The organism is Methylobacterium nodulans ORS 2060, from assembly GCF_000022085.1.
GTDB lineage: Bacteria > Pseudomonadota > Alphaproteobacteria > Rhizobiales > Beijerinckiaceae > Methylobacterium > Methylobacterium nodulans.
In genome coordinates this window covers 3,748,202-3,768,360 of sequence record NC_011894.1, presented here as the reverse complement: position 1 = coordinate 3,768,360, position 20,159 = coordinate 3,748,202, and the positions used below count along the sequence as shown (strand labels likewise).

The window sequence follows — 20,159 nt, the reverse complement described above, 5'->3', positions numbered from 1 at the left end:
TTGGCGCGCCTCAGGGGGCCGGCGGAGGCGCTTCGCGCGCCGGCAGGATCTGGCCGAGGAAGCGCTGCGTGCGCGGGTTCTGCGGCTGCCCGAAGAAGGCGGCCGGTGGCGCCTGCTCGACGATCTCGCCCTGGTCCATGAACACCACGCGGTCGGCGACGCGGCGGGCGAAACCCATCTCGTGGGTGACCACCAGCATGGTCATGCCGCTCTCCGCAAGCTCGATCATCACGTCCAGCACCTCGCCCACCATCTCGGGATCGAGGGCGGAGGTGGGCTCGTCGAACAGCATGATCTTCGGGTTCATGCACAGCGAGCGCGCGATGGCGACCCGCTGCTGCTGCCCGCCCGAGAGCTGGATCGGGTATTTGTGCGCCTGCTCGGGGATATGGACGCGCTCCAGGAAGGTGCGGGCGGTCGCCTCGGCCTCGGCGCGGGAGAGGCCCCGCACCTTCATGGGCGCGAGCGTGCAGTTCTCGAGCGCGGTGAGGTGCGGAAACAGGTTGAAGCGCTGGAACACCATGCCGATCTCGCGCCGCACCGCCTCGATGCCGGCGAGCCCCGGGGTCAGGGGGACGCCGTCCACGACGATCTCCCCCGATTGATGCGTCTCGAGCTGGTTCAGGCAGCGGATGAGCGTCGACTTGCCGGAGCCCGAGGGACCGCAGATCACGATCCGCTCGGCCTTGCGCACGGTGAGGTCGATGTCGCGCAGCACGTGGAAGGCGCCGTACCACTTGTTGACGCCGCGCATGGTGATGACGACCTCGCCGAGAGCATGCGGGAGGGGGGCGGTCGCGTCGCTCATCGTCGTGGGGGCCTCATGAGGAGGCCGGGCGGAAGCGGCCGCCCGGCATCGGCGCGTCAGAACTGCGGCATCGGCGGCAGCGCCCCGAGCGGGCGGCCGAACCAGCGCTCGTGGATGGCCGTGAGTTCGCCGTTGCCGGCGATCTCCGCGATGAAGGCATTGGCCCGGTCGCGCAGGGCCGTATCGGCCTTGCGGAACGCCATGCCGTTCGCCTGCTCCTTGAGGTTGAACTTCGGCTCGATGCCGAGGCTCGCGTAATCCTTGGTGAGCTGGGCGAGGACGGTGTTGCTGGCGCCGATCGACTGGACTTGGCCGGAGATGAGCGCCTGGGTGGTGGTGGCGTCGTCGTCGAAGCGCATGATGCGCGTGCCGGGCGGGGCGACGGCCGAGACCGCCGTGTCCTGGGTGCTCGCCCGGGCGACGCCGATGGTCACGCCCTTGAGGTCCTCCGGCTTCGCGACGGCGAGCGATTTCGGGCCGAGCACGTAAGTGCTGAGCGCGCTGTAGGGGTTGGAGAACAGCACCTGCTTCGACCGCTCGGCCGTGATGCCGAAGGTCGCGATCAGCATGTCGACCTTGTTGGTGAGGAGATAGGGGATGCGGTTGGGGCCCGTGACCGGCACGAGCTCGAGCTCGACCCCGAGGGACTTGGCGAAGAGCCGCGCCACGTCGACGTCGTAGCCCGCCGGCTTCTGGTCCGCATCCGTCCCGCCGAAGGGCGGGTAATCGGTGAGAACCCCGATCACGATGCGGCCGCGGGCCTTGATCTCGTCCGGCGTGGCGGCTGCCGCGGCGCGGGGGCCGATGGGCCCGCAGGCGGCGGCAAGCCCGCCCGCCAGCATCAGGCCGAAGCGCCGCCGGGACAGCTTATCCAGTGACGTCATGGGGGTCCTCCTCGGGATGCGTCGCTCTTCAGCGGCTTGCCACCGCGAACGTCTTCTCGATCCGCCGGCTATAGGCCGACAGGGGCCAGCAGATCACGAAATACACGAGTGCCACCAGACCGAAGAGGGTGAAGGGCCGGAAGGTGGCGTTGTTGATGATCTGGGCGGCGCGGGTGAGCTCGACGAAGCCGATGATCGAGGCGAGCGAGGTGCCCTTGATCAGCTGCACCAGGAAGCCGATCGTCGGCGGCACCGCGATGCGGACCGCCTGCGGCACGATGACGAGCGCCATCCTGGGCCAGTAGCGCAGGCCGAGCGCGGTCGCGGCCTCCCATTGGCCGCGCGGCACCGTCTCGATGCTGCCGCGCCAGATCTCGCCCAGGAACGCGCTGGCGTGCAGCGACAGCCCGAGGGCCGCCGCGCCCCAGGGATCGATGCTGAGGCCGAAGATGCCCGGCACGAAATAGGCGAGGAAGAGCTGCATCAGCAGCGGCGTGCCCTGGAACAGCTTGATGTAGGCCATCGCCGCAAAGCGCAGGGGCCGGATCTCGCCGGTGCGGGCGAGCGCCACGCCGAGGCCGCCCACCGCCCCGCCCAGGAAGGCGATGACGGACAGGAGCAGCGTCCAGCGCACCGCCGCCAGGATGAAGAGGATGTCGCCCTCGCTCAGGATCCGCATGGCGCGCCTCCTATCGCCGGCTCGGCTTGCGCAGGAAGACCTGCTCGATTCCCGCGAAGGCCCCCCACAGAACCACCGACAGCGCGAAGTAGATGCCCGTCACCACGAGGTAGACCTCGAAGCTGCGGAAGTTGCGGGACTGGATGTCGCCCGCCGCCGCGGTCAGCTCGCTGGCCGCGATCGCCGAGCAGACGCTGGAATTGAGCATCAGCAGGATGAACTGGCTCGTCAGCGCCGGGTAGATCGCCTGGATGGCGGGCTTGAGCACCACGTAGCGAAAGATCTGGAGCGGCTTGAGGCCGAGGCTCTTGCCGGCCTCGATCTGGCCCGGGTCGATGCTGTCGATGCCGGCCCGGATGATCTCGATGCCGTAGGCCCCGACATTGACCACGAGGGCGAGGAGCGCCGCGCTGTTCGGCTCCAGCCGCAGGCCCGCCGAGGGCAGGCCGAAGAAGATCACGAAGATCTGGATCAGGAACGGCGTGTTGCGGATGAGCTCGATATAGGCGTCGACGATCCAGCGCAGCCAGACCGGGCCCGAGGTCTTGGCGAGGGCGCCCAGCACCGCCACCACCATGCCGATCGCCATGGCGAGCGACGACAGGACGAGGGTGTGGAGCGCGCCCGCCGCGAGCTCCGGCCAATAGGCGAAGACCTCGCCGAACTCGAATTCGTAGCTCATGCGGCGCGGATCGCACCGGGCGCCGGCCGGATGCCGACGGAGTCGGGATCGTCGATCCGCACGCGAGCCTCCTCCCTGATCGCGCGCTCCCGGCCGTCCGGGCGGCCTGCCGGCGCTGTCCTGTCCCCCGACTTGGCCCAAACCGGGCGGATGGGCAATCCGGCATCCACCGGAAATGGCGCGCGGCGCCTGATCGACCTCGCCGCCGGCTGATGGCAGCATCGCTCGTGCAGGGACCTGGCCTCGTTCGCGGAGATCCTGCGCGGAGATCCTGCATGACCACCATCATCCTCGCGCTCCTGATTGGGTCGGTGGCGGGGCTGCGCACCATGACGGCGCCGGCCGCCATCGCCTGGGCTGCCCGGCTCGGGTTCCTCCCCCTCGGCGGCACCGGGCTCGCCGTCCTGGGCTATCGATTCACCCCCTTCCTCCTCACGGCGCTCGCCCTCGCCGAGTTCGTCACCGACCAGCTGCCAAGCACCCCGAGCCGCACGGTTCCGGTGCAGTGCGGGGCCCGCTTGGCCAGCGGAGCCCTTTGTGGCGCGGCGATCGGCCTCCCGGCGGGGTCCCTCGCCGGGGGGATCGTCGCGGGCGTGGTCGGGGCCGTGATCGGCACTCTCGGGGGCGCCGCCGCGCGGGGCCGCCTCGCCGCCGCCTTCGGCCGGGACCGGCCGGCCGCCTTCATCGAGGACGCGGTCGCCATCATCGGTGCAGCCGCAATCGTGGGAGCTTTGCCATGAGCCGCCGATTCGACGCGATCATCATCGGGGCCGGTCAGGCCGGGCCCTCGCTTGCCGGCCGCCTGACCGCCGCCGGTCAGGAGGTGGCGCTGATCGAGCGGCATCTCTTCGGCGGCACCTGCGTGAACACCGGCTGCATGCCGACCAAGGCCCTGGTGGCGAGCGCCTACGCGGCCCATCTGGCCCGCCGCGCCGCCGATTTCGGAATCGTGGTGCCGGGTCCGGTCGGCATCGATCCGAAGGCGGTGGCCGCCCGCCAGCAGGCCGTCTCGGCCACGGCCCGCGCCAATGTCGAGCGCTGGCTGCGCGGCATGCCCGGCTGCACGGTGATCACGGGCCATGCCCGCTTCCACGGCCCGCACGCCGTCGCGGTGAATGGAGAGGTGCTGGAGGCCGCGCGCATCTTCATCAATGTCGGCGGCCGGGCCCGGGTGCCGGACCTGCCCGGTCTCGATCGGGTGCCCTTCCTGACCAACACCACGATGCTGCAGCTCGACAGCCTGCCGGAGCATCTCGTGGTGGTGGGCGGCAGCTATATCGGGCTTGAGTTCGCGCAAATCTATCGGCGCTTCGGCAGCGCCGTGACGGTGGTCGAGCAGGGCCCGCGCCTGATCGGCCGCGAGGACCCGGACGTCTCGGAGGCCGTGGCCGACATCCTCCTGCGCGAAGGCATTCAGCTGCGCCTGAACGCCGCTTGCATCCGCCTGAGCCCCCGGGACGGCGGCATTGCGGTCGGCGTGAGCTGCGAGGACGGACCGCCCGAGGTGGTGGGCTCGCACGTGCTGCTCGCCGTCGGCCGGCAACCGAACACGGACGACCTCGGCCTGGAGGCTGCCGGCATCGCCACCGACGCGCAGGGCTCCATCACGGTCGACGACGAGCTCCAGACGAATGTGCCCGGGATCTACGCGCTCGGCGACTGCAACGGGCGCGGCGCCTTCACCCACACCGCCTACAACGACTTCGAGATCGTAGCCGCGAACCTCCTCGACGGGGCGCGCCGGCGCGTGAGCGAGCGCATCCCTGGCTACGCCCTCTATACCGACCCGCCCCTCGGCCGGGTGGGCCTGACGGAAGCGCAGGTGCGGGCGCGCGGCCGGCCGGCGCTGATCGGCACGCGGCCGATGACGCGGGTCGGGCGCGCGGTGGAGAAGAGCGAGACGCTCGGCTTCATGAAGGTGCTGGTGGATGCCGAGAGCCGGGCGCTGCTCGGGGCAGCCATCCTCGGCACCGGGGGTGACGAGGCGGTGCACGGCATTCTCGATATGATGAATGCGGGCGCTCCCGCGCCCATGCTGCAATGGGCGGTGCCGATCCACCCCACCGTGTCCGAGCTCATCCCGACGGTTCTGGGCGGGTTGCGGCCGCTGGCCTGAGATCAACGGTCATTTCCACTGACCGTTGGTTCCGTTCTCGAATTTTCGACACCAAGCCTGCGGCTTGGCGAAAATTCGAGATGGATCAACGGCCCGCTGCGCCAGCAGCCTGGGCCGTTGGTATGAGGCGGCGCGATACCGCCCCCCATGACACAACCGTGACGCCGGGTCGCGCGTTGGTCCTGCGGCCCAGCCGGACGGATCGGCGCCGGTCTTCTCGAGAAGGGACGCTTCCATGGCCAACACGCCCGACTTCGCTCCTCCGCCCGATCCCTCGGCCGATCTGGACTCCATGAACATGTGGCTCGCCGCCTGGGCGGCCGCGTCGGCGGAGGAGAGCCCCTCCCTGATCGAGCGCTTCGAGGCAATGGGATACGAGGTGCGCGGCAAGTCCCGGGACGAGGTGGCGGAGGTGCTGCGGCACCCGCCGACGCGCGCGCCGCGCCCCTGACCCGATCGGGCCGGACGCACCGGTGCGGACATGATCACCATCGCGCATCTCGCCGCAACGGCGCTCGGGGATCAGCTCGCGGCGGAGCTGAAGGGCACCTTCGGCACCTCCCAGGCGCCGCTCGCCGAGACGGTCGGATCGGTCGCACGCCTCGCGCTGGAATGCCTGGCCAATTCCGACGCGCTCTATCACGACCTGGAGCACACCCTGCTCGTCACGCAGGTCGGTCTCGACATCCTGCGCGGCCGCACGCTGCTGGAGCCGGTGACGCCGGCCGACTGGGCGCATCTGCTGGTCGCCTGCCTGATGCACGACATCGGCTATGTGCGCGGCCTGATCCGGGGCGATTGCCCGGTGAACGGCTACGTCATCGACGAGACCGGCGCGCGGGTGACCCTGGCCCGCGGGGCCTCGGACGCGGCCCTCACGCCCTACCACGTCGACCGCTCCAAGCTCTTCGTGAAGGCGCGCCTGGGCGGCTCGGCGCTCCTCGACGCCGAGCGCATCGCCGCTGCCATCGAGCAGACCCGCTTCCCGGCTCCGCCCCCGCGCCCGGACGACGATCCGACCGAGGAGGCCTGCCTGGTGCGGGCGGCCGACCTGATCGGCCAGATGGGCGATCCGCTCTACCTGCGCAAGGCCAACGCGCTGTTCCACGAATTCGAGGAGGCGGGCACCAATGCGCGCCTCGGCTATACCTCGCCGGCCGACCTGATCGAACGCTATCCCGACTTCTTCTGGCAGAGCGTGTCCGCGCACCTCGGCGGCGCGCTCAAGTACCTGGAGGTGACGGTGAGCGGGCGCCACTGGATTGCCAGCCTGCAGGCCAACGTCTTCCGGGCCGAGCGTCCGAGCGGCGGCCCGCCGCGGGGCCTGCCCTGAGGCGCGGGGCCGCCGGGAGGTTGCGGCCTCACGGGCCCAGCCCCCTCACGCGGCTTGCGCCGCATCGGCAACGGCCGCAGGGGGGCTCGGTGCGGCCGCCCCCGTCTCGGCCGACAGCTGGCGCATCGGCACGGGCTTGCCGATCAGGTCGCCCTGGATCAGGCGGCATCCGAATGCCTGCAGGGACGCGCGCTGCTCCGCCGTCTCGACGCCCTCGGCGATGCATTCCAGGCCCAGATTCTCGCAGAGGTGAAGGATCGTCTTCACGATGCCCTCGCCGATCGGCGTGTCCACGTTGGCGACGAAGCTGCGATCGATCTTGATCTTGTCGAGCCCAAGCCGGTGCACGTAGCCGAGGCTCGAATAGCCGGTTCCGAAGTCGTCGAGGGCAACCCTGACGCCGAGGGAGCGGAGCAGGCTGATCGACCGGCTGGCCGCGTCCAGATCCGCCAGGAGCGCGGTCTCAGTCAGCTCGAATGTCAGCCGGCCCGGCGCGACGCCGCTGCGCCGGATGGCGGCGATGATCTCGCTCACCGCGTCCGATGATGTCAGGTCATGCGACGACAGGTTGAACGAGAGGCCGATCTCGGGCGGGAGCTCCCGGATGTCGGTGAGCGCCTTGTCGAGCAACAGCAGCGTCAGCCCGTGGATCAGGCCGCAGCGCTCGGCCACCGGCACGAATCGACTCGGCGGGACCGGACCCAGCCTGGGGCTGGTCCAGCGGGCCAGCCCCTCGACCAGCACGACCGTGTTCGAGGCCAGATCGACGATCGGCTGGTAATGCAGGTCGAATTCGGCCGGCCAGGCCGCCGCCTGGAGGGCCGCTTCGAGGGCGCGCTCCACCTGGATCAGCTCGTCGTGCTCCTTCGCGTAGAGCGTGACGGTACCGCGCCGGTGCTCCTTCGAGAAGTACAGGGCACGATCCGCATGATCGAACAACCCGCCGGCGTCGCGATCGGCCTCGCCGGACATCGCGACTCCGCACGAGCAGCCCGGGGACACGGCGGCGTCGCCGATGCGGACAGGCTGCCCGACCCGCTGCGAGACGTCCTCGCAGAATTCGACGACGTCCCGGCCGAGCGCGGCCGTGCTGATCAACAGCCCGAACTCGTCGCCGCCGAGACGGGCAACCTTCACGGCGTCGCTGGCGACCGTTGCCAGCCTGCGGCCCGCCTCGGCCAGAACGCGGTCCCCGCCGCATGCCCGTAGGTGTCGTTGATCGGCTTGAAGCGGTCGAGGTCGAGGATCGCGAGCGCCAGCCCCTGCTGCCGGGACGGACCCACCAGCCTCTCGAGTTCGGCGAAGAAGTAGCGGCGGTTCGGCAATCCCGTCAGGCTGTCCGTGTGCGCGAGACGGAAATTCTCCTCGGAGAGCCTCTGCATCTCCGCCTGCTTCCTGATCAGGGCCGCCTGCGAGTGGATCAGCTGGAGAAAGGAGCTGAAGTTGTTGAGCAGGACGCGCACCATCAGCGCCGTCGCCAGGGCGACGTTGAGCGCGATCGCGACGAAGACGGCGTTGCTGGACGTGAGATAATAGGTGAGGAAGACGGAGATGACGATGCCGGTGGCGAGTAGCGCCGCCGCGGGATAGTGCATCAGGCAGAAGATGCAGGCGATCACGGTGATCGCGACGAAGATGGCGACGTGGCCGCGCTCGGAGGGTCCGCCATATGCATCCAGCATCACCGCCCAGGTCACGAAGGCCAGCGAGAGGAAGCCGGTGAGGAAGACCGTCCTGCGCAGGTGTCCCGCGGCCTGGACGGCGTCGATCCTCCGCGGGTCGAGCCGATGCCAGTGGAAGCCTCTGACGACGCAGAGCGGCACGAGCAGCGCGAGCACCCCCACCGTCAGCCATGACGGCGCGAGATGCACATGCGTACAGGCGAGGGCCAGCGCATTGACGACCAGGGTCGCGTAGAGGGCCGGGATCTGCTTCTTGAGTTCCGCGAACTGGGCGAGCTTGATCAGGTCCGCAAGCCGCATCGTGTCGAGCGACATCTGCGACGGAGAGTCGTCCGATGCCAGGCGGAGGCGAGGGCTTGCAGCGCGTCGGTAATCAGCCAATGCCGAGCATCCTGGATCGCCCGGGCGCGTTCCGCCTTGCACGGACCCGATGCGCGGGTGCGAAGTTCGTCGCAAATCCATACCGGACAGAAGCTAACAGATCACCAAGCCATGACCTGAGGCGATCACGGATCCGGGGGCGGGATTCGCGCTTCACCATTTGCCATGTCTCGCGGATATGCATCCGCGCCGGGTGGCCCGTGCCGAATGACCGTGGCTGCCTCTAAGGCAGGCATGGGCCCGCCAAGGCTCCGGATGCGCGCCGGACGTATCCTTTCAGGCCTGCACGACATCGAGCAGCCGCTCGACCATGCCCCGATAGCCGGATCCGAACAGGCGCAGATGCACCAACGCCGGCCAGAGTTGATAGATCGGCTCGCGGTCGGCGCAGCCCGGCTCGGCTTGGCCGTAGGCCGCCCGGAAGGCCGGGCCCGGGCGGCCGAACAGCGCCAGCATGGCGAGATCGACCTCCGCATGGCCGAAATAGCAGGCCGGATCGATCAGGCCGGTGACGCGTCCCCCCTCCGTCAGCACGTTGCCGCCCCAGAGATCGCCATGCAGCAGCGCCGGTCGCGGCCGGGCCGGCAGCCGCTCCGGGAGAGCCGCGGCCAGGGCCTCGATGCGCCGCGCCAGCGGAGGGTCGAGGAAGGGGCGGTGGCAGAGCAGGCGCCGCTCGCCCCAGAAGGACGGCCAGTCCGGGCTCCAGCCGTTCTCGATCCGGACCGGCCCGAAGGAGAAGTCCTGCTCCCACCCGTAGCTTTCGCCCGTCACGGCGTGCAGCCGCGCCACCGCGCGGCCGAGATCCGCGTCGGCGCCGTCTGCGCGGCTCGCGGGCAGCCGCTCCATCACCAGGATGGCCGTCGTCGCGCCGAGCACGGCTGGCGCCGGCGCGCCGCTCGCCCGGATGGCCCGCAGCATCGCGGCCTCGGCGAGCGGGTCCGGCCCGGTCTTCACGACCGCCTCGCGTCCGTCGTCGAGCCCGATGCGCAGGAGGCTCGACAAGTCGCCGCCGCCCATCGGTTCGGCCCAGGCGAGCCGGCCCCCGAGCAGGGCCGCCCCGGCTTCAGCGAGCGAGGTCATGGCGCGAGCCTCGCGACGAGCGCGCGGGCGCCCTCCGTGACGTCGGCCCAGGTCGTGTCGAAGCCGGCATCCGCCCCGTAATAGGGGTCGGCCACCGCCTCGCCCGCCCGGCCGGGCACATGGTCGAGGAGCAGGGACAGCGCCGCACCTTCCCGGGGCCGCAGCCGCTGAAGCACCGCAAGATTGTCGCGGTCGAGCGCGACGATGTGCGTGAAGCGCATGAAGTCGGCGGCATCCACCTGCCGGGCACGATGCGCCGAGATGTCGACGCCGTTGCGGCGGGCGACCGCCTGCGCGCGCCGGTCGGCCGGCTCGCCGACATGCCAGTGGCCGGTGCCCGCCGAGCCCACCTCCGCGTCGAGCCCGGCTCTTGCCGCCTCCTGCCGGAAGGCCGCCTCCGCCAGCGGCGAGCGGCAGATATTGCCCAGGCACACGAAGAGGACGGCGGGTTTGCGGTCGAGCATGCGCGATCCCGGTCGGTCGAGGCTCGGGCGGGCAGGCCCTGCGGGCTCCCGTCGGCCGGCTCGCGCGTCGCCTCACCGAACGGTTTCAACCACATCGCAGCGCCGGCCTCAACGCGCCGGGGCGCCGCCGCTCCTGCTTCCGATGATGCCGATGACCAACGACCGGAAGGTCATGGGCGAACGGGTCGATGGCCGCCTGACCAACATCCTGGGATGGGTGACCACGGGCGTGACCTTCCTAGAGCGCTCCCCGCCGAAGTGGATGCCGTTCGGCGTCAGGGAGCGCGAAAAATCAAAGACTTGAGAGAAGTGGCCGTTTCAACCGAAACGGCCACGGCTCTAGCGACGGCCTTCCTGGTCGTGACCTGGTTTCTGTGAGGGGGCGAGCAGGGCGGTCGAGCGGCCGTGCCTGCAACCGGGCGAGCCGGCAGGGAGTTGGTGGCCATCCCGACGGTTCCGGAGGATGCCATGCACCCGACCTCACGCCGCGTCTGTCTCGCCCTCGCCCTCGCCGCCCTCGGTCTGTCCGGCCCGGCCCTCGCCCAGCGCGGCGAGGGAGGAAATGCCGGCAGCGGGTTGTCGCCCTATTCGGTTCTGAGCGGCAACGACCGCTCGGCCGGGATCAACAGCGGCAATTACCGCAACCCGCGGCTGGATCCCTACATCAGGGCCTATCCGCGCTACGGCCGCCCGGTCGGTGACCGGTATCGTCCGGTCCGGCATCCGTATTACGGTTACCGGTATTGAGCGGGATCGGCGCCGATCCAAGCCGCTGCGGCGCATCCGAGGCGTGATGACCGGACCGTGACGCGATCCGGCAGGCGAGGAATGCCTCCGCTCGATTCGGCGCGGCCGTGGTGGCGTTCCTGCGATTCAGATCGAGTCGCGCATGAGCGACAGAAGCTCAACCTTCCGAGGCTCCGCCGCCAAGTCTTCGCACCAAGTCTTTTTCGCTTTTCACGCCGTAAGCGCCGTCATGGGAAGCGGATCCGCCCGCGAGGCGCCTGATATCTGCATCACTAAGCGGTGACGAGCGGAACTCGGGATCGGACTCCATCGATGATCTGCCGAAAGGCCGCATCCGGAGTCGTTCGATGCCACGCTTGGCCGCCATCTTGATCCTGAGTACCATCTGCTCAGCGTCAATCACGGCCGTCGACGCCCGTGACGGGCGCCACGTCCCGATTCAGCATGACCTGCGCCGGCTCGACCGCGTCGACGCTCGGCTCATCCGCAACGGATACATTCCGGTCTCTCGGATCGAGGCGCTCGAAGCCCGCGGATACAGCCGAGGCTTCGTAGCCCGCGACCCCAGCGGCGTAGTGGGATTCAGCGGCCCGCCCGGCATCATCGGCGACAGCGTGAACAGCCTCAGCCCCTTGCCGCCCGGGTCGCCGGCGAACCTGGACGGTCAGCTCTACTAACCTGGCTGTCGGGCTGCCGCACCAGGCGGGGCGCGCGTCAGGCCAGAGCCCACAGATACGTCGCCGCCGCCAATGCTCCCAAGCCGGTGCGGACCGCGTGCAATCGGCCCCAGCGGACGACCAGATCCCGGACGGCCTCGGTGGCGTCGCCCGGCCCGATGGCCATCAGCGTCCTGTTCGTCGGCATCACCCCGACCAGCGTGTAGGGCCAGTTCGCGAAGCTGAGGGCTGCCCCGAGGAGCCAGCGCCCATCCGACGATGCGAACCACGCCGCCACGCCCAGGGCGGCTGCGATCAGGGCGAGGGAGCCCTGCATGCGCGTGGCGCGCGCGTAGCTCGGTTTCCACTGGGCGAGGAGCGCGTCCGGCGCGAGGTGCAGGCGCGCGGGCTGCTCGACGAGGTTGACGTAGGCCGCGGCCCCGGTGAAGGCCGCGGCGGCGAGCAGGGCAGCGCCGCCGACGATCATGATCCTGCCTCCTGATTTGCCGGGCTGGTCTCGGCCAGCCGGCGCGAGACGGCGCGCAGCACCTCGGCCGCGAGGGCGAGCGCAGCTGGATCGAGGTCCTGCGCCAAGGCTTCCGCCCAGGGTCCCTGGCGCTCGGCGGCGGCGCGGTAGGCCGCCTCGCCCTGCGGCGTCAGAAGCACGAGCTTGGAGCGCTGGTGATGCGGGTTCGGCGCGAAGCGGACGTGCCCGGCGCGCTCGAGATCGTCGGCGACGCGCTGCACCGCCTGCCGCGTCAGTCCCATCGCGCGCGCGATGCCCGCCACCGAGAGCGGGGCCTCGGCCATGGCGACCGCGCCCAGAACCTGCCAGCGCGCGCTCGTCAGCCCCAGATCGGCCACCAGGCGGTCGCCCGCGGCCAGGAGCGCGCCGTTCGCGCGGAACACATCGAGGATCAGGCGCGTGACGGCCTCGGCCGCCCTGGAGGCTGACGACACGACAGCAGGTTGCCTTCATGACAGCATGTTGTCAATTGGCTGGCGGCAGGCCGGATTGGCCGAGAATCGTGGATGCCTTTTCTCCGGCATCGGTTCTCCATCCGGATATGCGAAGCCGAACCCCGCCCGTCCCGGGATCTCCGCCCATCCACCGACTGAACGGTGCCGCCATGCCGAAACCCCTTCACGCCCTCTGCGCCGTCGGCCTTCTCCTCGGCGCTCAGCCGGCCCGCGCCGCCGATGTGACGACCGTGTTCGCGGCGGCGAGCCTGAAGAACGCCCTCGACGCCGCCGGCAAGGCGTTCACGGCAAAGACCGGCGTCACGGTGCGGGCCAGCTACGCCGCGTCCTCGGCGCTCGCCCGTCAGATCGAGCAGGGTGCACCGGCCGATCTGTTCGGCTCGGCTGACTTGGAGTGGATGGATTATCTCGCCGCGCGCAAGCTGATCCGTCCCGAGAGCCGCGTGAACCTGCTCGGCAACCGGCTGGTGGTGGTGGCGCCCAGGCAGGCGCAGGTCGGCGAGATCGCCTTCACGCCGGAATGGTTCGCCCGCGCCCTCGGCGCCGACGGGCGTCTCGCTACGGGCGAGGTCGGCGCGGTGCCGATCGGCAAGTATGCCAAGGCCGCCTTCGAGAAGCTCGGCCTCTGGTCGTCGGTGGGGCCGCGTCTTGCTCAGACCGAGAATGTGCGGGCCGCCCTGGCGCTGGTCTCGCGCGGCGAGGCGCCCCTGGGGGTCGTCTACGAGAGCGACGCCAAGGCGGATCCGGAGGTCAAGATCGTGGGGGTGTTTCCGGCGAAGAGCCATCCGCCGGTGGTCTATCCCTTCGCGATCACGGCCGAGGCCAAGGGCGATGGCGCGGCGCGTTTCCTCGCCTTCCTGAGAACGGCGGCCGCCAGGCCCTTCTTCGAGGAGCAGGGATTCCGCGTGGTCGAGGCCGGCAGGGCCGGCCCGTCGCAGTAGGGCGGTGAGGCCGATGCGACCCGGCCGGCCGCAGGCTGTCCGGGCTCAGGCCGCGCGCCTCGGCCGCGCCGGGCCGCACGGCCTGATTCGGCTACGATCGAGGCGCGGGATCCCGCAGCGGTTCCCATGCAGGTCAGGTTCTATTTTTAGTGCTGCCCCGGCCGGGGCGCTCACGCGGCGCCCCGCCCCTCTTCGAGCCGCAGGCCTGGCACGGCCGCGAGCAGGGAGCGGGTGTAGGGGTGGGCGGGCGCCCGAAAAAGCTCCGCGGTCCGCCGCTCCTCCACGATCTCGCCGCGATGCATCACCGCGATCCGATCGCAGATCGTGGCGGCGACGCGCAGGTCGTGGGTGATGAACAGCATCGCGATGCCGAGGCGCTGCTTCAGCTCCTCCAAGAGCCGCAGGACCTGGGCCTGGACCGAGACGTCGAGGGCCGAGACCGCCTCGTCGGCGACGAGCACATCCGGCTCCATGGCGAGCGCGCGGGCGATGCCGATGCGTTGACGCTGCCCCCCCGAGAAGGCGTTGGGGTAGCGCTCCGCGGCGCTCGCCTGGAGCCCGACCAGTTCGAGGAGCTCGCGCGCCCGCGCCCGGGCCTGCCAGGCCGGGACGCCGTGCGCAATCGGGCCGGCCGTGATGATCTGCTCGACGGTGCGCCGGGGGTTCAGGGAGGCGAACGGATCCTGGAAGATCATCTGGATGCGCTTGCGCTCCCGGCGCAGCGAGGCGGAACCGAGCGCCGTGTAGTCGAGCGGGCCGAGGCGCACGGTGCCGCGATCGGGCTCGACCAGCCGGATCGCGAGCCGCGCCGTCGTCGATTTGCCGGAGCCCGATTCGCCGACGAGGCCCAGCGTCTCGCCGCGCCGCAGGTCGAAAGCCACCTCCTTCACGGCCGCGACCACCCGCGGGCGGCCAAACAGGCCGGTGCGGGTGGCGTAGGTCTTGGTCAGGCCGACCGCCGAGAGCACCACCGGCTCATCGTGGAGAGGCGCGCGCTCGGGCGGCGCGAGGCTCGGCACCGCCGCGAGCAGCGCCCGGGTATAGGGGTGCTGCGGATTCTCCAGCACCTCCCGGGCGGTGCCGGATTCGACGAGCCGGCCGCGCTGGAGCACCGCCACATGGTCGGCGATGTCGGCCACCACCCCGAAATCGTGGGTGATGAACAGCACGCTCATGCCTCGCCGCTGCTGCAGGTCGCGGATCAGCCGCAGGATCTGCGCCTGGGTGGTGACGTCGAGCGCCGTGGTCGGCTCGTCGGCCACCAGGATCGAGGGTTCGAGGGCGAGCGCCATGGCGATCATCGCCCGCTGCCGCTGCCCGCCCGAGAGCTGGTGCGGATAGGCGCGCACGATGGTCTCGGGGTCCGGCAGCCCCACCTCGGCGGCGAGCGCCACTGCGCGGGCGCGGCGCTCCGGCCCGCTCAGCAGCCCGTGCGCCTCGAACATCTCGGCGATCTGGTCGCCGATGCGCATCACGGGGTTCAGCGCCGTCATCGGCTCCTGGAACACCATGGCGATGCGCCGCCCGCGCAGGTCCCGCCAGCCGCGCTCGTCGAGGGCGAGGAGGTCGCGCCCCTCGAACTCGATGCGCCCGCCCGTCGGCCGCAAGCCCCGGGGCAGGAGCCCGGTGAGCGCGTAGGCGCTCATCGACTTGCCCGAGCCCGACTCGCCGACGACGCAGAGGATGCGCCCCGGCATCAGGTCGAGGGAGAGATCCTCGACCGCGAAGGGACGGTCGGCGCCCCTGGGCAGGGCGAGCGTCAGGTTCCGGATGCGCAGGACGGGCTCGGTCATGCTCAGTCCCCTTGCGCTTCCCTGCGGCGGGCGAGCACGGCCGGGCCGGTCTCGCCGAGATCCCAGAACAGACCGGCCATCAGCCCGAGCGCCTCGCGGGTCATCGGCCCGAGCAGGTGCTCGTCGGGCGCGTGCTGCGAGCAGGCCGGGTAGGAATGCGGCACCCAGAGGGTCGGCAGGCCGAGGATCTCCGAGAAGGCGTCGTTCGGCAGCGAGCCGCCGAGATTGGGCAGCAGCGCCGGCCGCTTGCCGGTGCTCTCGGCGATCGAGGCAAGGGCCCAGGCGACCCAGGGGTCCTCGACCGGCAGGCGGGTGGCCCGAAACACCTCCGTGCGGGCGGCCCTCACCTCCACCATCGGGAAGCCGTGGGCGTCGAGATGCGCGCGGATCGCCGGGATGAGGTTCTGCCAGTCCGTGCCGACGACGAAGCGCAGCTGCAGCGTCGCCTTGGCGGAGGGCGGCACCGCGTTGAGCGGGCCGTCCGGGTCGCCGGTCTTGAAGGCGAGCACCTCAAGGGCGTTCCAGCCGAACACCCGCTCGGCCGGGCTCAGGCCCGGCTCGCCCCAGCCCTCGTCGATCGCCGGCGCGTTCGGGTCGCCGCCCACCGTGATGTCGGCGAGCGCCGCGCGCACGCCCTCCGGGATCGGCGGCGGGCGCAGGGCGTCGATCAGGATCGTGCCGCGGGCATCGACCAGGCTCGCGATGGCATTCGCCAGCACCGTGCCGGGATTGCGCAGGAGCCCGCCCCAGTTGCCCGAATGGTGCCCGCCCTCGCGCAGGTTCACGATCAGCTCGAAGTTGAAGGCGCCGCGCGAGCCGAGGAAGATCGTCGGGCGCTCCGCGCTCACCCGCGGCCCGTCCGAGGCGATCAGCAGGTCGGCGGCGAGCGCGCGGCTTTCCGCGCGGCAGATCTCGCGCAGGCCAGGGGAGCCCGATTCCTCGCCCATCTCGATGACGAGCTTGGTGTTGAAGCCGAGGCGGCCGCCGCGGGCCCGCATCACGGCCTCGAGCGCCGCGAGGTTGACGAGGTGCTGGCCCTTGTTGTCGGCGGTGCCGCGGCCGTACCAGCGCTCGCCCTCGACCACGATCCGCCAGGGATGCAGGCCCTCGCGCCACTGCTCCGGGTAGCCGCGCACGGTGTCGCCGTGGCCGTAGATCAGCACGGTGGGGAGATCCTCGCCCTCGCGGCGCTCCGCGATCAGGAAGGGCCCGTGCACCCCATCGGGATTGTCGAGGATGCGGCTCGTGAAGCCGAGGCGCGCGACGGCGGGCGCGACGAGATCGGTGAGATAGGCGGTGAGCGCCGGGAGCTGGCCGGGCGCCTGGCTCTCGGTCGGGCGCGCGACGGCCTCCTGCAGGGTGGCGAGGAAGCCGCCGTCGTCGAAATGCCGGGTCGCCAGCGCGATGGCGTCGTGTCGGGACATGGGGGGACTCGCGATGGGGGAACGCGGAACCGGGAGGGCCGGCGGGGTCACCGCCTTTCCTCCGGGGCGGTGATGTCGCGCAGGCCGTCGCCCAGGAGATTGATGGCGAGCACGAGGACGAGGAGCGCCACCCCCGGGATGGTGATCACCCAGGGCTGGAACAGCATGTACGGCTTGCCCTCGGCGATCATCAGCCCCCAGGAGGGCAGGGGCGGCTGAACGCCGAGGCCGAGGAAGGAGAGGGCGGCTTCGAGCAGGATCGCGTGCGCCATCTCGAGCGTCGCCACGACGATGAGCGCGTTGAGGATGTTGGGCAGGATCTCCTGCAGGAGGATCCGCGCCGTGGTGAAGCCCGCCGCCTCGGCCGCCGCGACGAAGTCCTGGCTGCGCACCTGCCGGGTGGCCGCCCGGGTGACGACGGCGAAGCGGTCCCACAGGAGCAGGCCGAGCACCAGCACCACCACCTTGAGCGAGCCGCCGACCAGCGCCGCCATGGCGAGCGCCACCAGCACCACGGGCAGCGCGAGGCGCGTGGTGACGATGTAGCTCACCACCGCGTCGACCCGGCCGCCGAAATAGCCGGCGAGGATGCCGAGCGTGGTGCCGATCAGGCCGGAGATCAGCGCCGCCGAGATGCCGATCAGCAGGGAGATCTGGCTGCCGTAGATCAGGCGGCTGAGATAGTCCCGCCCGAGCTTGTCGGTGCCGAGCAGGTGCTCCCAGCTGCCCTTGGCCTGCCAGAAGGGCGGGATCAGCCGGCGCGAGACGTCCTGCGCGTAGGGGTCGTGGGGCGCGATGAGCGGAGCGGCGATCGCCGCGACCAGGATCAGCCCGAGGAGCACGGCCCCGATCAGGAAGCCCGCATGCGAGAGGCCCCGGCGCAGGGCGATCGCGGTGGGCGAGCGCGCGGCGGGAAGCGGCGCTTCGGTGCCCGCCTGCGCCAGGGTCTGGGAAGCGGCAAGGCCGGATTCGGCCGGCGTCGAGGAGGTCGGGACGATCATTGGCGCAGCCGCGGATCGAGGAAGGCGTTGAGGAGGTCGGCGGCGAGCGTCAGCGCGATGTAGATCATCGCCAGCACCAGCACGATCGCCTGGACCACCGGGAAGTCGTTGCGGGCGATCGATTCCCAGGCGAGCTGGCCGAGGCCCTGGAGCGAGAACACCGCCTCGACCACGATCGAGCCGCCGAGCATGAAGCCGAACTGCACGGCCGCGAGCGCGATCACCGGAATGACGGCGTTGCGCAGGGCATGGCGGATCAGGATCTTGCGCGGGGGCAGGCCCTTGGCGCGGGCGGTGCGGACGAAGTCGGAGGAGAGCACCTCCAGCATGCCGTTGCGGGTGAGCCGCATCACCGCCGGCATGGCATAGTAGCCGAGCGCGACGGCTGGCAGCACGAAGTGCTTCCAGGTGGCGTTGCCCGAGACCGGCAGCCAGCGCAGGTTCACGGCGAAGATCATGATCAGGGTGAGCCCGAACCAGAAGCTCGGCATCGCTTGGCCTAAGACCGACACGAACAGGGCCACCCGGTCGATCCAGGTGTCGCGGCGCACCGCCGCCAGCACGCCGAGCGGGATCGCCACGAACAGGGCGACCGCGAGCGCCACGACGCCGAGCATCAGCGTCACCGGCAGGCGCGCCGCGATCAGGTCGGTGACCCGCTCGCGGAAGTAGAACGAGTGGCCGAAATCGAGATGCAGCGCGTTCCAGGCCCAGGCGAAGAACTGGGCGAGGATCGGCCGGTCGAGCCCGTACTGGATCCGGATCGCCTCGATCTGGGCGCCCGTGGCCTCCGGGCCGGCGATCGCGGTGGCGAGGTCGCCGGAGAGATGCAGCAGCATGAAGCTCGCCACCGACACGGTGACGGCCACGCTGAGCGCCACGAGGACGCGACGCAGGGTGAAGCGCAGCATCGGCCGGGCGCCTTACTTCCAGGAGGCGGCGTAGAAGCGCGGCACCTCGTCGGGCTGCGCCGTGAAGGCGAGATCCTGCGTGAACGCGTAGTTCGACGGGTAGGAGAACATCGGCAGGGCGTAGGCCTCGCCCGCGATGCGCTTGAGCGCCTCCCCGTATTTCGCCTTGCGCTGCTCCGGGTCGCTCGCCGTGTCGCCGGCCTGGAGCGCCGCGATGACGGCCGGGTCCTTGGTCAGGTCCTCATCGCCGCCGCGGAAATAGACACCCGTGAAGGCCGAGACGTCGTTGACCGAGAACGAGCCCCAGGTCTGGAAGCCGATCGAGACCTTGCCGCCGCGCAGCGCGTCCCGGAAGGCGGCGTAGCGCAGGTAATTGAGCCGCGCCTTGATGCCGACCGCCCGCAGGTAGCCGATGACCGCCTCCGCATATTCGCGCTCGCGATAGGCCGCGAGGTCGATCTCGAAACCGTCCGGATAGCCCGCCTCCTTCAGGAGCGCCTTGGCCTTGGCGGGATCGTAGGCGTAGCGCGGCACGCCCTCCTCGACGCAGCCGAACTGCTCGATGAAGCAGAGCGCGTTCATCACGCGCGCGCCGCCGCGCACGAGGTTGTCCACCATCGCCTTGCGGTCGATGGCGTAGGAGATGGCCTGGCGCACCCGCGGGTCCTTGAGCGGCGAATTCGCCATCGCCCGGCCCGTCACGTCGAACTGCAGGAAGCCGACCCGCATGGTCTCGGCGCTCAGCACCGTCACGCCGGGCGCCGCCCGCAGCTGGTCGGCCTGGTCGCCCGGCACGCGCCAGATCCAGTCGACGCCGCCGGTGACGAGTTCCGCCATGCGGCTGTCGCCGTCCGGGATGACGCGGAATTCGAGCTTGCCGATCTTCGGCTTGCCGATCGGGCTGCCGGACCAGTACTTCTCGAAGCGTTCGAGCTTCACGCCGCGCCCGCTCTCGACGCTCACGATCCGGTAGGGGCCGGTGCCGACCGGCGCCTTGGCGAAACCGTCGAGGCCCACCTTCTTGAAATAGGCGGCGGGGAAGATCGGGGTCGGGCCGGACAGGTATTCGAGCGCGGCCGGGAACGGCGCCTTGAGGTGGATGCGCACCGTGTGGGCGTCGACGACCTCGGTGGACTTCATCCAGTCCACGTTCTGCTTGGTGACCGTGCGCGCCTCGGGCGTCAGCACGTAGTTGAAGGTGAAGGCGACGTCCTCGGGCGTGAGCGGATCGCCGTTGTGGAAGACCACGCCCTCGCGGATGGTCAGCTCCAGCGTCACCGGGTCGATCCACTTCCAGGCGGTCGCCAGCATCGGCTGATAGCGGCCCGTGGCGGGATCCCGGTAGATCAGCGTGTCCCAGGCGTTGCGGGCCAGGATCACGCCCTCGCGGACACTGTTGTGGTAGGGGCTGACATTCTCCGGCTCGCTGTCCGAGGCGTAGACGAGCGTGTCGTTCGCCTTGCCGGCGAGGGCGGGCCCGGCCGCCCCGGCGAGCAGAAGGGCCGCGAGCGTCCGGCCGGCGAGGTGGGAGGCCGCGAAGGTCTGTCTCAGCATGTCGGATCGCCCCTGGAGCGCGGCGGCGGCGCCCGGCTGCCA

At 70.7% G+C, this 20,159-nt stretch carries 22 protein-coding genes and 1 pseudogene; 8 read left to right on the top strand and 15 right to left on the bottom strand.

The annotated features are described in order from the left end of the window. Window positions 1-10: 10 nt before the first annotated feature. The 4 genes from MNOD_RS17355 to MNOD_RS17340 are packed head-to-tail and all read right to left on the bottom strand — an operon-like array spanning window position 11 to window position 3,053. The gene (locus tag MNOD_RS17355; protein ID WP_015930238.1) at window positions 11-808 is read right to left on the bottom strand and encodes an amino acid ABC transporter ATP-binding protein; all 798 of its coding nucleotides are present in this window, start codon (window positions 806-808) and stop codon (window positions 11-13) included. Window positions 809-864: 56 nt separating this feature from the next. Then, window positions 865-1,692, bottom strand: coding sequence for a transporter substrate-binding domain-containing protein (locus MNOD_RS17350; RefSeq protein ID WP_015930237.1), 828 nt, complete (start codon window positions 1,690-1,692; stop codon window positions 865-867). Window positions 1,693-1,720: 28 nt separating this feature from the next. Next, window positions 1,721-2,371, bottom strand: a complete 651-nt coding sequence (locus MNOD_RS17345; protein WP_015930236.1) for an amino acid ABC transporter permease — start codon at window positions 2,369-2,371, stop codon at window positions 1,721-1,723. Between the two features lie 10 nt (window positions 2,372-2,381). Continuing rightward, complete coding sequence (locus MNOD_RS17340; protein WP_015930235.1) at window positions 2,382-3,053, bottom strand: amino acid ABC transporter permease; 672 nt, start codon at window positions 3,051-3,053, stop codon at window positions 2,382-2,384. Window positions 3,054-3,328: 275 nt separating this feature from the next. Here MNOD_RS17340 and MNOD_RS17330 point away from each other — a divergent pair, with 275 nt between their 5' ends. The 4 genes from MNOD_RS17330 to MNOD_RS17315 all read left to right on the top strand — a co-directional run bounded on the left by MNOD_RS17330 (window position 3,329) and on the right by MNOD_RS17315 (window position 6,502). Beyond that, window positions 3,329-3,793 carry a membrane protein gene (locus MNOD_RS17330; protein ID WP_015930234.1) on the top strand — a complete coding sequence of 155 codons (465 nt, stop codon included), beginning with the start codon at window positions 3,329-3,331 and terminating at the stop codon, window positions 3,791-3,793. After that, a complete protein-coding gene (locus MNOD_RS17325) occupies window positions 3,790-5,169 on the top strand; it encodes an FAD-containing oxidoreductase (protein WP_015930233.1) in 1,380 nt (459 codons plus the stop codon). The genes MNOD_RS17330 and MNOD_RS17325 overlap by 4 nt, the downstream gene beginning before the upstream one ends. A gap of 235 nt (window positions 5,170-5,404) precedes the next feature. Continuing rightward, entirely contained in the window at window positions 5,405-5,620 is a 216-nt protein-coding gene (locus MNOD_RS17320; RefSeq protein WP_015930232.1) for a hypothetical protein, read from the top strand. 30 nt (window positions 5,621-5,650) lie between these two features. Beyond that, complete coding sequence (locus MNOD_RS17315) at window positions 5,651-6,502, top strand: HD domain-containing protein (protein ID WP_015930231.1); 852 nt, start codon at window positions 5,651-5,653, stop codon at window positions 6,500-6,502. 45 nt (window positions 6,503-6,547) lie between these two features. Here MNOD_RS17315 and MNOD_RS49160 read toward each other — a convergent pair whose 3' ends face one another. The 4 genes and pseudogenes from MNOD_RS49160 to MNOD_RS17300 all read right to left on the bottom strand — a co-directional run bounded on the left by MNOD_RS49160 (window position 6,548) and on the right by MNOD_RS17300 (window position 10,109). After that, complete coding sequence (locus MNOD_RS49160) at window positions 6,548-7,345, bottom strand: EAL domain-containing protein (protein ID WP_244424796.1); 798 nt, start codon at window positions 7,343-7,345, stop codon at window positions 6,548-6,550. Between the two features lie 93 nt (window positions 7,346-7,438). Beyond that, window positions 7,439-7,884 (bottom strand): annotated as a pseudogene (locus tag MNOD_RS49155) (diguanylate cyclase domain-containing protein); the annotation flags it as partial. A 957-nt stretch (window positions 7,885-8,841) separates the two neighbouring features. Next, the gene (locus tag MNOD_RS17305) at window positions 8,842-9,645 is read right to left on the bottom strand and encodes a fructosamine kinase family protein (protein ID WP_015930230.1); all 804 of its coding nucleotides are present in this window, start codon (window positions 9,643-9,645) and stop codon (window positions 8,842-8,844) included. Further along, complete coding sequence (locus tag MNOD_RS17300) at window positions 9,642-10,109, bottom strand: low molecular weight protein-tyrosine-phosphatase (RefSeq protein WP_015930229.1); 468 nt, start codon at window positions 10,107-10,109, stop codon at window positions 9,642-9,644. Before MNOD_RS17300 ends, MNOD_RS17305 begins: the two co-directional genes overlap by 4 nt. 151 nt (window positions 10,110-10,260) lie before the next feature. On the opposite strand from MNOD_RS17300, the gene MNOD_RS48095 reads away from it, so the two are divergent. From MNOD_RS48095 to MNOD_RS17290, 3 genes are all read left to right on the top strand, one after another. After that, window positions 10,261-10,413 carry a hypothetical protein gene (locus tag MNOD_RS48095; protein ID WP_198157685.1) on the top strand — a complete coding sequence of 51 codons (153 nt, stop codon included), beginning with the start codon at window positions 10,261-10,263 and terminating at the stop codon, window positions 10,411-10,413. A gap of 164 nt (window positions 10,414-10,577) precedes the next feature. Continuing rightward, window positions 10,578-10,856: a hypothetical protein gene (locus MNOD_RS17295; protein ID WP_015930227.1), complete on the top strand. Its 279-nt coding sequence runs from the start codon at window positions 10,578-10,580 to the stop codon at window positions 10,854-10,856. 347 nt (window positions 10,857-11,203) lie between these two features. After that, the gene (locus MNOD_RS17290; RefSeq protein WP_015930226.1) at window positions 11,204-11,533 is read left to right on the top strand and encodes a hypothetical protein; all 330 of its coding nucleotides are present in this window, start codon (window positions 11,204-11,206) and stop codon (window positions 11,531-11,533) included. Window positions 11,534-11,570: 37 nt separating this feature from the next. On the opposite strand, the gene MNOD_RS17285 is transcribed toward MNOD_RS17290, so the two are convergent. Both MNOD_RS17285 and MNOD_RS17280 read right to left on the bottom strand, forming a co-directional pair. After that, a complete protein-coding gene (locus MNOD_RS17285; RefSeq protein WP_015930225.1) occupies window positions 11,571-11,999 on the bottom strand; it encodes an anthrone oxygenase family protein in 429 nt (142 codons plus the stop codon). Continuing rightward, the gene (locus tag MNOD_RS17280; protein ID WP_015930224.1) at window positions 11,996-12,472 is read right to left on the bottom strand and encodes a MarR family winged helix-turn-helix transcriptional regulator; all 477 of its coding nucleotides are present in this window, start codon (window positions 12,470-12,472) and stop codon (window positions 11,996-11,998) included. Before MNOD_RS17280 ends, MNOD_RS17285 begins: the two co-directional genes overlap by 4 nt. Before the next feature lie 170 nt (window positions 12,473-12,642). On the opposite strand from MNOD_RS17280, the gene modA reads away from it, so the two are divergent. Next, the gene (gene modA, locus MNOD_RS17275; RefSeq protein ID WP_015930223.1) at window positions 12,643-13,434 is read left to right on the top strand and encodes a molybdate ABC transporter substrate-binding protein; all 792 of its coding nucleotides are present in this window, start codon (window positions 12,643-12,645) and stop codon (window positions 13,432-13,434) included. A 170-nt stretch (window positions 13,435-13,604) separates the two neighbouring features. On the opposite strand, the gene MNOD_RS17270 is transcribed toward modA, so the two are convergent. From MNOD_RS17270 to MNOD_RS17250, 5 genes are read right to left on the bottom strand one after another with little or no spacing between them, the layout of a single operon-like run. Beyond that, entirely contained in the window at window positions 13,605-15,227 is a 1,623-nt protein-coding gene (locus MNOD_RS17270; RefSeq protein WP_015930222.1) for an ABC transporter ATP-binding protein, read from the bottom strand. 2 nt (window positions 15,228-15,229) lie between these two features. Beyond that, window positions 15,230-16,651, bottom strand: coding sequence for a M20 family metallopeptidase (locus MNOD_RS17265; protein WP_043748899.1), 1,422 nt, complete (start codon window positions 16,649-16,651; stop codon window positions 15,230-15,232). 47 nt (window positions 16,652-16,698) lie between these two features. Then, the gene (locus tag MNOD_RS17260; RefSeq protein ID WP_015930220.1) at window positions 16,699-17,652 is read right to left on the bottom strand and encodes an ABC transporter permease; all 954 of its coding nucleotides are present in this window, start codon (window positions 17,650-17,652) and stop codon (window positions 16,699-16,701) included. Further along, entirely contained in the window at window positions 17,649-18,563 is a 915-nt protein-coding gene (locus MNOD_RS17255) for an ABC transporter permease (protein WP_015930219.1), read from the bottom strand. The genes MNOD_RS17260 and MNOD_RS17255 overlap by 4 nt, the downstream gene beginning before the upstream one ends. 12 nt (window positions 18,564-18,575) lie before the next feature. Beyond that, complete coding sequence (locus MNOD_RS17250) at window positions 18,576-20,117, bottom strand: ABC transporter substrate-binding protein (RefSeq protein WP_015930218.1); 1,542 nt, start codon at window positions 20,115-20,117, stop codon at window positions 18,576-18,578. Window positions 20,118-20,159: the final 42 nt, after the last annotated feature.